Below are 13,309 nucleotides of genomic sequence, written 5' to 3'. Positions count from 1 at the left end.
AGCAGCGCCTGCACCGCGGGGTCACTCAGCGACAGCACCCCGTTCTGCAGCGCCACCCCGCCAGCCCCCGGACAGCCCGTGTCCCCGTAGGGGTTCACGTCCGGCCGGCACAGCGCGTACGTCACCGTCACCGGCCGCGCGTCCGGCGTCACCGCCAGCGCGTTGAACGTCACCGGCGGCGGCAGCGTGGACGCGTTGGGGTCCAACGCCAGCTCCGCGGGCTCCGCCTTGATGGCCAGCACGCGCACGCGGCGGATCTCACTCTGCGATTCGAAGTCGGCACCGCACGCGCTCAACACCAGCAGGGCGGCAGTCAGCAGGACGGGGGTGCGCATGGCGTCAGAAGCTCCCCTTGGCGCCGAGGATGGGCAGGATGGGCAGGCCCTTGAAGAACTCGCGCTGAGAGTAATTGTAGTTGTAGGCCACGCCTTCGACGGACTGGTTGTTGTAGGCGTTCGTCAGGTCCAGGTAGACGTCCAGGTTCCACGTGTCGAAGATGAAGTTCTTGTCCACGCGGATGTCCAACTGGTTGAACGACGGCAGCCGCTGCGAATTGGTGGGGCCGTAGTACGGGATGAACACGTCCGTCGTGTCGTCGCGCTTCGCCCCCTCCACCGGCGTCGTCGGGTTGCCCGACGCGAAGCGGAACCGCGCGCCCACCTCCCAGCCCTTCGGCAGCTTGTAGCTGGCGATGGTCGTCAGCACGTGCGTCTGGTCGTTGTCGAACAGGCGCCAGCGCGCCCCCGGCGCGTCCCGACGCTCGCTGCGGCTGAGCGTGTACGAAACCCAGCCGAACAACCGGTCCGTCAGCGCCCGGCGCACCAGCAACTCAAAGCCGTAGATGCGCCCCACGCCGCCGTTCTTCAGCACCTCCGGCACCGACTCGCCGTCGCGCTCGATGCGCGCGGTGGAGCGCACGATGAGGTCGTCCAGGTCGTTGTAGAAGACCTCGCTGCCCACGAACCACTCGGGCCGCGCCTGCCACTCCGCGCCCACGCTGTACTGGAGCGACCGCTTCGCCCCCAGGTCCGGGTTGCCGAACCCCGGGGACGGCTCATCCTGCGTCGGCGGGCTGTGGTAGACGCCCGCGCCGCCCTTCAACGTCAGCGTCTCCGTGAGCGCGTAGCGCACCGCCAGCCGCGGGTTCACCGTGCGCTTCACCTCCTGCTGCTCCGTGAAGATGTAGCTCTCCGTGCGGATGCCCGGCACCACCAGCAGGTCCTTCACCGGCCGCCACCGCACCTCCGCCCAGGCGGACGGGTAGTACTGGGTGAACGCACCGTCGAGGTTGATGAGGTCCTCGGCGACGAGCGGCGTGGGCGGCTCGCCCTCGCGCGGCGGCCGCTGGATGCTCGCGCGCACCTTCGACAGGTTCGCCACCACGTCCAGGCCGCCCGCCACCGTCACCGCGTCGTTGAACGCGTACTCAACCGTCGGCCGCAGGAACAGGTCCGTGGATGCGATGCGCAGGCCGCGCTCGCCAATGGCGAAGTCCAGGAGCGTGTTGCCGATGAGCGCGTGCGTGTCCAGCGTCAGCTTGCCCTCGCGGTACTGGTGCCGCAGGCGCAGCTGGTTGAAGCCCGTCGTCACGTCCAGGCCGCCGTTGACAGACGGGTCGTTGTCCGCTGGCTGATCAAACAGCAGCGCCAGCCGGTCGCGCGACGTGAGGCCCTGCAGCGTGAAGGTGTGGCGCTTGTTCGGCTTCCACACCAGCTTCGCCTGCGCGTCGTAGTAGCGCGGCGCCACCTGGAGGCTGTTGTCGTCGATGGGCACCGCCTTGAGCACCACGTCGATGTACGAGCGCCGGCCGCCAATCGCGAAGCTCAGCGTGTCCGTGATGGGGCCCTCCACCACCGCGTTGGACTCGATGAGGCTGATGCCCACCGTGGCGTGCAGCCGGTCCGTGCGCGGCTCGCGGCTGCGCACGTTGATGACGCCGCCAGTGATGTCGCCGTAGTACGCGGAGAAGTTGCCGGGCAGGTAGTCCACCGCCTCCAGCAGCTCCGAGTTGTACACGGAGGTGAGCCCGCCAAAGTGATACAGGATGGGGATGCGCAGGCCGTCCAGGAAGACGCCCGACTCCTGGGGGCTCGTCCCACGGATGACCAGCGCGCCGCCGTTGAACGCGGGCCGCGCCACGCCCGGCAGGTTCTGCACCACCTTGAGCGTGTCACCTTGCGTGCCCGGGATGCGCTGCACCTCCGCCACCTGGATGGTGGTGCGCGTCACCTCCTTGCGCTCGCGGTCGCTTCTCACCACCGTCTCGTAGGGGCTGAAGATGCGCCGCTGCACGTAGTACGTGGCCTGCGTCTCCTGCCCCTCCACGATGGTTTCCTGCGTGCGGAAGCGGTCGTAGCTGCCCATCACCACCACCACGGGGTGCGTGCCCACCGGGACGCCCCGGAAGGAGAAGCGGCCCTCGCTGTCCGTCACGGTGGAGCGGTCCAGCTCCGTCAGCACCACCTCCGCGCCCACGAGCGGCTTGCGCGTGCCGCGCTCCAGCGCCTTGCCGCTGAAGTTCACCGGACCCTGCGGCTCGGCGACGCCGCCGTCGGTGGCGGCTTCCGGGGGAGGCTCCGGCGCGCGGAAGACGAACTGGTAGGCGTACTGGATGCGCACCGGCGCGGGGACGTTGTCCACCTCCGCGGGCTCGAACTGGAACTGCTTCACGGCGGCCACCGCGGCCTCGTCGAAGCCGTTGCCGGCGGGCTGGGTGACCTCGACATTCGTGACGGCGCCCGTCTCCGAGATGTCGATGAACATCACCACCGTGCCCTCGAGCTGCTGGGCGGCGGCGTCCGGCGGGTAGGCTGCTTCGACCTGGCGCACGAGGGCGGGCGGCTTCGTCAGCACGCCCGTGGGAGCGCCGGCATCGCCAGCGGGAACACCTGCGTCCGGGGCCTGGCCAGCAGCCCCGGTCGCAAGCAAAAGACAGACGACGCAAGCGAGCGTTTTCATGAAGGGTGCGCGGGTCTCCCGCGCACCCTCCTAGCGCCCTCCGAGGCCGGGGGCGAGCACGATTTCGATGCGCCGGTTCTGGCTCTTGTGCTCCGGCGTGTCGTTGGCAACGATGGGCTGATACTGCCCGTAGCCCGCCGCCGACAGCGACGTCGGATCCACGCCCGAGTCCTGCAGCGAGCGCACCACCGCCATCGCGCGCGCCAGGCTCAGCTCCCAGTTGGTGGGGAACTGTCCGCCACCCGTGGGCACGTCGTCGGTGTGGCCCTCCACGCGGATGATGCGGCCGCGCACCGTCTTGAGCGCGTCCGCGATCTTCACGAGCGCGTCCTGGCCTTCCTTGCCCACGCGCGCGGAGCCGGACGCGAAGAGGATCTTGTCCTTGAGCTGCACGGTCATCCGGCCCTTCATCTCCGACAGTTCAATCTTGCCGTCGGAGATCTCCTGCTTGAGGCTCTGGGCCAGGCTCTCGTACTCGGCGCTCTTCTTCTCCAGCTCCTCCTTCGCCTGCGCGAGCTTCTTGGAGTTGCGCGCCAGCTCGTCGTTGAGCGCGGTCAGCTCCGCGTTCTTCTCCTCCAGGGCGCGGCGCTCGGCCGCGGCGCCGGTGAGGCGGCTCTCGGACGCGTTGAGGCGCGTCTCCAGCGCGGCCTTCTCCTGGTTCAGCGCCGCCTGCTGCTCCTCCAGCGCCTGGATCTTCGCCTCGGCGGCCGCGCGGGCCGCCTTCTCGTCCGTGAGGTTCTTCGTCAGCCCTTCGGCCTCCAGGGCCTTCTCGTTGAACTTGCCCTGCGAGACGCAACCCGTGGAGAGGGCAACCAGGGCAGCCAGAACCAGACGTGTCCGCATATGTACGCTTCCTCCTGACAAGATGTTGGCGGGTCCGAGCCTACCGCTCCCGCGCCATCAGCCTAGGAGAAACGCGCACCTGTTTTGAGGCCCAACTTCCCAGCCGGGAGTGCTAGCGGGGGAAGATGGGGTGGGTGTTCAGCCAGGAGCTGAAGAGGGCATCCGCGAAGGGCTTGCCGGGGATGTGGACGCCGCCGCTGGCGCCGCCGGAGACGTGGAGGCCGGAGCCCGGCAGGTAGGTGAGGACGAGGTCGTCCCCCTTGCGCACGTCATGGAGCGACGAGAGGAGCTTCTCCAGGGACTGGTTGAGGGCGTCCTCGCGCATGGCCGGGTTCTGGCGCAGGCCTTCGCGGAAGCTGCCCACGAGCTGGTCCCGGGTGATGGTGCGCAGGAACCGGAAGTGCAGTCGTTTCAGGCTGTTGGAGGACACGGCCTGCTGGAAGCAGGTGGGCTCCTCCTCCATGTAGAGGCTCCACACGTAGACATTGAAGAAGAGCTTCTTCTTCAGCTCCATGTGGGTGAGCGCGAGTGTGCGCCCCTCCACCTGGAGGGAATCCGGCATGTTGACCCCGCCCGCCTGTCCCGCCTGGGCGACCCCGCCCAGAAGCAGGAGCATCCCCAGCGCGAACCCTCGCGCTCCCTTTTTCCACGCCGTCCCCGTCATCGCCTTCCCCTTCACCCTCTTCCGAGCCGGTGATCGCAACGGTGCGCACTGTCCCGGAAACGGCTACCGGGCGCGATCATTGGTTTGTGCACCATTGGACGGCAATCCGCGTTCTCTGGCAAGGCTGTTGGAGGTTCAAATGACTCCCCGGCTGGGGGGTCGCCGGGGTGCTGGGGTACCGGGGTAGGAGCTACGGCCGGTCGCTGCGGCGCTGCTGCAGGAGCCAGTCGTAGAGGGTGGGGGTGGCGTAGGCGGTGTCCCACGTGGCGCCGTTGTGACCGCCGTTGGGATAGACGGTGACGTCGCGCATCGCGCTCGTGCCCGGGCCGCACTTCGTGTCGAGCCAGACCTTGATGCTGGTGGAGCGCGACGGCGTGTCGAGCGCGCCGTGGAAGGCCCAGATGGGCAGCGGCTTCAGGTCGCAGACCTCCGGGCTGTTGGTGGGCGTGGAGGTGAGCGCGATGGGGACGATGGCCGCGAGCAGGTCCGTGTGTGTCATCCCCAGCTCGACGCTCGTGTTGGCGCCACCGCTCAGGCCCGTGAAGTAGACGCGGTCCGCGTCCACCCGGTAGTTCTTCTTGGCGTCCTCGAGCAGCGCGATCAACGTGGCGCTGTTGAACCAACCATTGCCGCTGTTGGTGAACGGCATGCGCTGGTTGGGGGAGATGACGATGGCCTGCATCGCCGCGCGGAAGCTGGCCGAGTTGAACTGCTTCGCGAGCCCCTCCGGGTTGCTCAGGACGGCGGTGCGGTCCACGGTGAGCGTCGAGCCGCCAATCCCATGCAGCGCGATGATCAGCGGCCAGTGCGTGGTGCGGTCTTCGTTGTAGTGCTCGGGGAGGAACACCGCGGCGTCATAGCGCGGGCCGCGCGCCACGGTCTGCTGGCCGGCGGCGCAGGTGGTGGGGCCCGTGGGCGTGACCGTGCTCGGCCGCCCCAGGAGCTTGAGCTCGCGCAGTCGGCAGTACGGCGCGTCCTTGCAGACCACGCGGACCTGGTGGGTGATGACGGGGCTCGTGAAGGTGAGCGTCTTCTGCGTGGTGCTGACCGGGTTTCCTTCCACCACCGTTCCGGGGATGGTCTTCCAGCAGCCACCGTCCCAGGCCTGCAGCTCGAAGGCCGGCATCGCGTACGACGAGGTGGCGCTGATGGAGAGGTGCAGCTCCGCGCTCTGCAGCTCGTGCGGGCCCTGGAGGTCCACGTCGAGGTAGTTGTGCGTCATGAAGCTGTAGGCCGACTCCCAGCGGGTGGTGAGCGAGCCATCCACCGCGAGCGCCGGCAGGTAGGTCCCATTGGTGCTGCCGGCGGAGACAGGCTTGTTGAGGGCGACGTTCGTCACCACGGCCGGGGCGACCACCGTCACGCTCACGTCGTCGGAAGCCGTGGCCCCGGCGTTGTCGGTGGCGGTGAGCCGGAAGGTGGAGACTCCGGCGGAGAGGCCGCTCACGCCCAGGGTGGCGGTGCCCGCGCCGCTCAGCGTCGCGGTGGGGCCGCTCACCTGCGTCCAGGCCCACGTGGCGATGGTGCCATCCGCGTCGGTCGCGCTCCCGCTCAGGGTCAAGCTGTTGGCGGGCAGGGTGAGCGACGCGTCCGCGCCAGCGTTCGCCACCGGGGGCAGGTTCGTGGTGCCGTGGGGCGAGCCGAAGATCCACAGCTCCTTCACGCGGCAGTTGTCCGCCAGCGGATCCAGGCAGGTGAACCGCACCTTCTTCGCCGTCACCGGCTGGGTGAAGGTCGTGGACACCGCGATGCTCGCGTTGGCCGTCTGGCTCGCGCCGGGGATGAGCTTCCAGCCGGTTCCATCGTCATAGGAGAGCTCGAAGTGGCTGATGGGCTTCGTGTCCCGGAAGCCGGTGTAGAGCTCCATCCGGACCAGGTCGAACGTGCCCTGGAGGTCGATGTCGAGCTGCCGCGTCGCATTGTAGATGCCGGGGCACCAGCGCGAGGCGTCGTCGGTGATGTTCCCATCCACCGCGTACTCCGGCAGGAACGGAGACTGCGAGGACGTGGCCGTGGCCGGCTTGTTCAAGGTGACGTTGATCAGCGCGGCGTCCACACCCGCGCGCTGCGACGCGAGTGGGGAGGAAGGCTCCAGGCCTTCCGGCGCGCCACAGCTGATGAGCGCGACCGTCACCAGTGCGCCAGCCAGAGAACGAAGTCGTTGCAAGGTGCCTCCCGAAAGGAAATGGAGGACCATCATGCATTGCCTGTTTTAAAGTTTAAACCTGTTTTAACCTCTACGCCGCCGCGGCGGCGATCAGCAGGTCGATGTCCACCGGCTTGCGCAGGTAGGAGCGGGCCGCGAGCACCTCGCGGCGACTGTCGAGCTGCGGGTCGGCGCTCATCACCACCACCGGGATGTGGGCGAAGCGCGCGTCGGCTCGCTGCTCGGTGCGGAACTGGAAGCCGTCCTTCACCGGCATCATCAGGTCCAGGAGGATGACGTCGGGGCAGGTCTGCATCGTCTCCAGCGCGGTGAGCGCCTGGGCCCCGTGCTCCGCGCACACCACCGTGTGGCCCTCCTCCTCGAGCACCTCGCGGATGGACTCACGGATGTAGAAGTCATCTTCCACGACCAGGATGCAACGCCTCATGCCCGGCTCTCCTGCGCGGTGGCTGCGGGACGCTGCTGCGAATACGACGCGTCCCGGGGCAGCAATACCACGAAGCACGCGCCCCCTTCCGGCCCCTCCTCCACGGAGATCCGTCCGCCGTGGGCCACGACGATCTGCTTCGAGATGAAGAGCCCCAGGCCCAACCCTCCGGCGTTGCGTGAAGCGATGCCGCGGTCGAAGCGGTCGAAGATGCTCTCGCGCTGCGCCTCCGGCACGCCGGGCCCCTGGTCGCGCACCTCCAGGCGGACGAGGTCCCCCTCCTCCGCCAGACGCACCTCCAGCGCCGAGCCCGCCGCGTACTTCATCGCGTTGGAGACGAGGTTCGTCAGCACCTGCTCCAACCGGCGCGCATCCCACACCCCCACGAGCACCGGTGGAAGGTCCAGCCGCACCCGACAGCCCGCCTGCGCGAGCTGCCCGGAGAGGCGCTCCACCATGTCGGAGGCGAGCTGGGCGAAGTCCACCTCCAGGAAGTCGAGGTCGAGCGTGCCCGTCCGGATGCGCGCCACGTCGAGCAGGTCGTCGACGAGGCTCGTCAGCCGGTCCACCTGGATCAACGACACGCGCAGCGTCTTCGCCAGCCGCTCGGGACTCGGGGTGCGGTTCTCCTCGGGTTTCACGCCGCGCGCCGCCAGCTGCAACTGCATCCGCAGGGACGTGATGGGTGTCTTCAGTTCGTGCGAGGCGATGGAGAGGAACTCGTCGCGCGCGCCAAGCAGCGTCTTCAGCTCCCGCTCCACCTTCTTGAGCCGCGAGATGTCCCGCATCGTGAGGATGGTCCGAGACGGCTGCTGCCCGATGGCGGGGACGACGTCGGAGTCGACCACGAGGTGGAGACGCCCCGCGGGTGAGTGCCCGACCGCCTCCAGGTCGCGAACCGGGGCGTCCAGCGCGCGCTCCAGGTCGAGCGGGCGCTCGGCATCATCGGTGAGGCGGAACGAAGGGCCGCGCCCCGCGTCGTCGAGCTCGGAGGGAAACTGGCCGTCCGCGAGCTGGTGCGCGGCGTGGTTCGCGAAGGTGAACCGGCGCGAGTCCGGGTCGACGAGCAGCGTGGGCGTCGGCAGGCGGTTCAGCACCGCCTCCAGCCACCGCTGCTGCTGCGCCAGATTCTCCGCGTGCGCGTCCTGCTCCGCCGCCCGCAGCCGCATGGCCGCCATGGCGAGCTGCGCCTGCACCCGGGCCAACAGCTCGCGGGCCGCGAACGGCTTCGTCAGGTAGTCGTCCGCACCCAGCTCCAGCCCGCTCGCCGTGGCCTCCTCCCCCGCGCGCGCGGACAGCAGGATGACCGGAAGCGTGCACAGCGCTTCGTCCGCGCGGAGCCGCTGCACCAGTTCAATGCCGTCCATCACCGGCATCATCACGTCCGACAGCACCAGGTCCGGACGCGATTCCCGCGCTGACCGGAGCGCCTCCGCCCCGTTCTGCACCGCCGTCACCTGGTAGCGCCGCTCGAGGAGCCGGCGGACATAGTCGCGCATGTCGGCGTTGTCGTCGGCGAGCAGGATTCGCGGACGGGCCCCCTGCTCCGTGTCCGACGAGGGCGGCACCCGCGCGGGCCCGGCGGGCGGCGCTCCACTTCCGCGGTCCACCTCCGGAGGTCCTCCGGGCTCCGGAGTCACCGACCAGCGGAGCGCCTCCTCGACGAACGCCTCGACGCGCACCGGGTTCGCCACGGGGCGCTGCGCTCCTCCCGGAGCCGGCGACTCCATCCAGAAGGCCTTTCCGAACGGGACGCGGACGAAGAAGGTGGAGCCCTCGTCCACGACGCTCCGCACCTCCACCGAGCCGCCATGCAGCTTCGCGAGGTCGTGCACGAGCGCCAGGCCGATGCCGCTGCCCTCGTGGGTGCGCCCCTTCGCCTCCTGCACGCGGTGGAAGCGCTGGAACACGCGGCCCAGCTCTGCCTCCGGGATGCCGATGCCCGTGTCCCGCACCGACAGCACGGCGAAGCCGTCCTCCCGCTTCAGCGTGACGCGGATCTCCCCGGCGTGCGTGAATTTGAACGCGTTCGACACGAGGTTGAGGACGATCTTCTCCCACATCTCGCGGTCGACGAGCACCGGCTCCCCGAGCGGCTCCGCGTCCACCACGAGCCGCATGCCCGCGCGCTCCACGGCGGAGCGGAACGCGCTCGCGACGTCGCGGGTGAGCGCGGACAGGTCGGTGGGCTCCACCGTGGCCTGGGCGCGGCCGGCCTCGATGCGGGAGAAGTCGAGCAGCGCGTTCACCAGCTTGAGCAGCCGCAGCGCGTTGCGGTGCACGACCTGCAGTTCGCCGCGCGCCGCGTCCGACAGCTCGCCGCGCAGGCCGGACAGCAAGTCCTCCACCGGCCCGAGCAGCAGCGTGAGCGGCGTGCGGAACTCATGACTGACATTGCTGAAGAAGGCCGTCTTCGCCTGATCAATCTCGGCGAGCGCCTCGGCCCGGCGTCGCTCCGCCTCATAGGCGCGCGCGTTCCCGAGCGCCGCGCTCGCAGCCCCGCCCAGCATCTCCACGAAGGCCCGGTACCCATCATCGAGCGGGAGCCGCTGGCTCGCCCCGATGACGAGGAACCCGAGCGGCGCGTCCACGCCGGCCACCCGGACCGGCAGCACGAACGACGTCCCCAGGGGCTCCGGGTACGGGCCCGCGGACACCTGCCCGAAGCGGGCCGCCAGGTCCGTCACCTGCTCCGCCCGTCCGCTGCGCACCGCGCGCGCGAGCGGCCAGGTCCCGGCTTCCGCGTCGGCCGAGAGTCGGAGGACCTGGGGCGCGAGCGGACCGCCCACCGGGGTGCCGCACGTCCCGCGCAGCCGCGCCTCGGTCCCGTCGGGCGTCGTCACGTAGAGCAGCGCGAACGGCAGGTCGAAGTGGTACTGCCCCAGGGTCGTGAGGAGCAGGGCGCAGGCCTCGTCGAACACCAGGGCCTGCCCCGCGCGGTCGGCGATGTCTCGCAGCGCCCGGGTCCGTCGCTGGGCGAGCATCGTGAGGGTGGTCTCGGTCACCGGGTGGAAGAGGCCCACCACCTTCCCGGACTCGTCACGGATGGGGCTCAGCGAGAAGGTGAAGAACGTCTCCTCCGGGTAGCCGTTGCGCTCGAGGAACATCCGCTGGTTCTCGAGGTAGGACGTCTCGCCCGCGAGCGCGCGCTCGAAGGGCTCACCGATGGCCGGCCAGGCGGAAGCCCAGGTGACGCGGTAGCTCTCCCCCATCGCGCGGGGGTGCACGGCGCCACACACCACGCGGTAGCCGGCGTTGTAGATCTGGTTGTGGCCGTCACCCCAGATGATGTTGATGGGGAAGTTGGACGCGAGGCAGAGGCTCACGGTGGTGCGCAGGCTCTGCGGCCACGACTCGATGGGGCCCAGCGGCGAGTGGGACCAGTCCAGCGACGCGATGAGCGCCGCCATCTCGCCTCCGCCCGCAAGCCATTCGAGCCCTCCCGGAAGCGTAGCCATCGCGGAGATATACGTACCCCGGTCCAGGTGAACAAGGCAGCCGAGCACGGTTCGCGGACTTGAATCGTCGAGCAGGGAACGATCGCGTTGTACCTGAAACCAGGGGGGGGCGAGCAGGCAGCCGAGTCGTCACCCACCCCAGACAGGTTCCCCAATGGGCCGTACGGCTCAAGCTCACCTGCTTCGAGTCGCCAGCGAACGTCCCCCCTCAACACGCCCGCGAAAGCCTACTCGCGGCGCCATCTCCTTCAGCGGCTGATTGACACTCACCCCAGGGCGGGAGCGGATGTCCTGTAATGGTGAACGGAACCGGTGACAGGGCGCGCGTGTCCAACGCGCGACTTTTTCCCGAGAAGGAGCTCTCGCCTCATGAAGCAGAACCTGAAGCAGTGGCTGGCCGTGGTGTGCATGGGAATGGCAGGAGTGTCCGCGACCGCCTGGGCGGACGTGGGGACGCCGGTGGACTGCGGCACGGTGGAATGCGAGGCCATCCGCGAGATGCGGTCGCTCTACGCGGCGGAATCTGGGTATTTCGGAGAGTATGATGTCTTCACGCTGAACCTCACCAGTGCCGGTTTCGCGCCCGCGGCGTGTCCGAACGGCAGCCGCGCCCCCGTGCCGGGAGCGGGCTGGGTTTCCGGGTGCAACTTCTCCTACAAGATCACGGGCATCACGCCGCATCCCTCGCCGGGCTTCACGGCGGTGGCGCAGGGAGTGGCGGGGACGGCGTCCGCGGGCCTCACGCTCCAGATTGGCACCCACCCCGTCTCCGGCCGCCTCTTCTGGCTGGAGCGCCAGGGGGTGCGCCGCTACGTGGACTCCGCGGAGTGCCAGTCGCCGCAGTCCTTCACTTGCGAAGCCCAGCTGCGGGAGGCCCGGTCCAACATGGGCTACATCTACGTGGTGGAGCAGTCGTACTTCGCGGAGAGGGACCAGTATTCCACCAACCTGCCGCTGATCGGCTTCGTGCCGGAGGGGTGCCCGAATGGCACCCGTGCAACTGTGCCGGACGCGTCCTGGGTGGGAGGCTGCCGGTTCATCTACAAGGTCACGCTGAACGGAACGGCTGGCTTCACCGCCACGGCGAAGGCCGTGACTGGCGCCACGGAGGGCACCGTCTTGACCATCACGCAGACGGGGCAGACCGTCGTCACCCCGTCGTATCCGGCGTCGTGCCAGTAGGCTGATTCCGAAGGAGCCGTGATGGAAAAGCCAGGGACGGCGATCTCGCCAGGATCGCCGGCCCGGGCTTCCAGGTCATGGACAGGAAGAGGTGATCGCGGCCTCAGTGCTCCTCGAAGGCCGCGTCCTGGTCCGTCGGAATCGTGGTGAGCTCCTGGCCCACGCCCGCACTCATTCCGCCCGCACCCGCGACTGTTGCCACCAGCCCAAGGGTGGACTCCACCTTCGCGCCCCAATCCAGCGACCAGGAAGTCGGCGTAGGCTGTCCCCCATGAGCGCCTCCTCCTCGCCCCAGGTCCACTTCCGCACCTGCAACCTCTGTGAAGCGATGTGCGGCGTTCGCATCGAAGTGGCAGACGGGCGCATCACGTCCATCAAGGGCGACGACGCGGATCTGTTCAGCCGGGGCCACATCTGTCCCAAGGCCGTGGCCCTGCGCGACCTCCATGAGGACCCGGACCGCCTGCGCCACCCCATGAAGCGCACCGCCTCCGGCTGGGAGCGCGTGTCGTGGGAGGACGCCTTCAGCGACATCACGCGGCGCCTCCATGCGCTCCAGCAGGAACACGGGCCCCACTCCGTGGGCGCCTACCTGGGCAACCCCAACGTCCACAACCTGGGCGCGATGATGTTCGGCCCCGGGCTCCTTCGCGCGCTGCGCTCGCGCAACCGGTTCTCCGCCACCTCCGTCGATTGGCACCATCCCATCATCAAGTTGAGACCTCCCTCAACTCAGTCATCAACGGCCTTTCGACACCACTGCGATCCGCAGCCTCATCAAGAACGACAACAAGCCTCCGTGCCGCAAGCTTGAGTTCCCCTGCGAATGCATCCAGATTCCTGATCAGGGCGCTACGGTCACGATATTCGACCCGCAACCCACCAGTCTCCCTGACGAACTCGAGCACATAGGGTTCAACAACGACATCCACGGCCACTCGCGACTCATATCTCAGACGCCCCAACCCCTCTCCTATCGCAACAAGATAGGCGTTGATGAGCGTCCCCTGCTCTTCTATCTCTCCATCATCACCAATAATAGACAGATCCCCCAAAGGATCGTACGGCTCAATCTCACCCGCATCAAGTCGCCAGCGAATATACCTCCCCAAATAGTCCATAAAGCCCTCAGTATCGAATATGAACGCTGTGCAGTTTGCCAAGCTCGTTCAGAACGGTCCGGACTGTAACTCGCTGCCCACCAATCTCAACAGCTCCCTGAAAGGCCATCTGCGTCGAACTCGAACTCGACAGTAGGTTCTCGGGACGCACAAGACTTGCGCCAATTTCGCGCACCTTCTCAGCAGAGATATTCGGATCGAGCCGCTGAAACTCTGACAAATGTTTCGCAGCATGCTTGACGTTATTTCTACTCATCCCATCAAGCACGCTTTGTGGATTGACTTTCGAGGGATCTGGCCCCTTACCAGGCGCGGTAGAACTTCCTCCTTGGTTCCCGGCCTGGTTCGCCATCTGGAGCGCGTTCTTCGCTCCTTCCGCGTTCGCAACCGCGGCCACCGCCGCTCCGGCGCCTGCGGCTACCGCAGACACGCTGATGCCCTCGACGACGACACCCGCTCCCGCGGCCCCCCCTGAGGCGACCATCATCC

General features: G+C 68.3%; 8 protein-coding genes and 2 pseudogenes. 2 read left to right on the top strand and 8 right to left on the bottom strand.

Annotated elements, in window-relative coordinates; translation table 11 throughout:
• From D7V93_RS23805 to D7V93_RS23775, 7 genes and pseudogenes are all read right to left on the bottom strand, one after another.
• Nucleotides 1-335, bottom strand: a pseudogene (locus D7V93_RS23805) (hypothetical protein); the annotation flags it as partial.
• Between the two features lie 4 nt (nucleotides 336-339).
• The gene (locus D7V93_RS23800; RefSeq protein ID WP_120645594.1) at nucleotides 340-2,958 is read right to left on the bottom strand and encodes a TonB-dependent receptor domain-containing protein; all 2,619 of its coding nucleotides are present in this window, start codon (nucleotides 2,956-2,958) and stop codon (nucleotides 340-342) included.
• A 30-nt stretch (nucleotides 2,959-2,988) separates the two neighbouring features.
• A complete protein-coding gene (locus D7V93_RS23795; protein ID WP_120645593.1) occupies nucleotides 2,989-3,801 on the bottom strand; it encodes an OmpA/MotB family protein in 813 nt (270 codons plus the stop codon).
• 112 nt (nucleotides 3,802-3,913) lie between these two features.
• A complete protein-coding gene (locus tag D7V93_RS23790) occupies nucleotides 3,914-4,417 on the bottom strand; it encodes a chalcone isomerase family protein (protein ID WP_244237471.1) in 504 nt (167 codons plus the stop codon).
• 238 nt (nucleotides 4,418-4,655) lie between these two features.
• A complete protein-coding gene (locus D7V93_RS23785) occupies nucleotides 4,656-6,599 on the bottom strand; it encodes a discoidin domain-containing protein (RefSeq protein ID WP_158623838.1) in 1,944 nt (647 codons plus the stop codon).
• A 103-nt stretch (nucleotides 6,600-6,702) separates the two neighbouring features.
• Nucleotides 6,703-7,059 (bottom strand): response regulator, encoded by a 357-nt coding sequence (locus D7V93_RS23780; RefSeq protein WP_120645590.1) that lies wholly within the window; start codon nucleotides 7,057-7,059, stop codon nucleotides 6,703-6,705.
• Nucleotides 7,056-10,469, bottom strand: coding sequence for an ATP-binding protein (locus tag D7V93_RS23775; RefSeq protein WP_158623837.1), 3,414 nt, complete (start codon nucleotides 10,467-10,469; stop codon nucleotides 7,056-7,058). The genes D7V93_RS23780 and D7V93_RS23775 overlap by 4 nt, the downstream gene beginning before the upstream one ends.
• A gap of 417 nt (nucleotides 10,470-10,886) precedes the next feature.
• Between D7V93_RS23775 and D7V93_RS23770 the strand changes: the two genes are divergently transcribed.
• Both D7V93_RS23770 and D7V93_RS23765 read left to right on the top strand, forming a co-directional pair.
• Entirely contained in the window at nucleotides 10,887-11,699 is an 813-nt protein-coding gene (locus tag D7V93_RS23770) for a hypothetical protein (RefSeq protein WP_120645588.1), read from the top strand.
• A 271-nt stretch (nucleotides 11,700-11,970) separates the two neighbouring features.
• Nucleotides 11,971-12,393: pseudogene (locus D7V93_RS23765) on the top strand (molybdopterin-dependent oxidoreductase); the annotation flags it as partial.
• 434 nt (nucleotides 12,394-12,827) lie between these two features.
• Here D7V93_RS23765 and D7V93_RS44500 read toward each other — a convergent pair.
• Nucleotides 12,828-13,309: hypothetical protein (locus D7V93_RS44500; protein WP_208723126.1), on the bottom strand; the 482-nt coding region annotated here is incomplete at its 5' end.

The organism is Corallococcus llansteffanensis (assembly GCF_003612055.1).
Classification (GTDB): Bacteria; Myxococcota; Myxococcia; order Myxococcales; family Myxococcaceae; genus Corallococcus; species Corallococcus llansteffanensis.
This window is presented reverse-complemented; position numbering and strand designations above follow the sequence as displayed.

Bases quoted from the DNA above. Each gene is read 5' to 3' on its own strand.
- D7V93_RS23800 (WP_120645594.1), bottom strand. From the start codon at position 2,958: ATGAAAACGCTCGCTTGCGTCGTCTGTCTTTTGCTTGCGACCGGGGCT.
- D7V93_RS23795 (WP_120645593.1), bottom strand. From the start codon at position 3,801: ATGCGGACACGTCTGGTTCTGGCTGCCCTGGTTGCCCTCTCCACGGGT.
- D7V93_RS23790 (WP_244237471.1), bottom strand. From the start codon at position 4,417: ATGCTCCTGCTTCTGGGCGGGGTCGCCCAGGCGGGACAGGCGGGCGGG.
- D7V93_RS23780 (WP_120645590.1), bottom strand. From the start codon at position 7,059: ATGAGGCGTTGCATCCTGGTCGTGGAAGATGACTTCTACATCCGTGAG.
- D7V93_RS23775 (WP_158623837.1), bottom strand. From the start codon at position 10,469: ATGGCGGCGCTCATCGCGTCGCTGGACTGGTCCCACTCGCCGCTGGGC.
- D7V93_RS23770 (WP_120645588.1), top strand. From the start codon at position 10,887: ATGAAGCAGAACCTGAAGCAGTGGCTGGCCGTGGTGTGCATGGGAATG.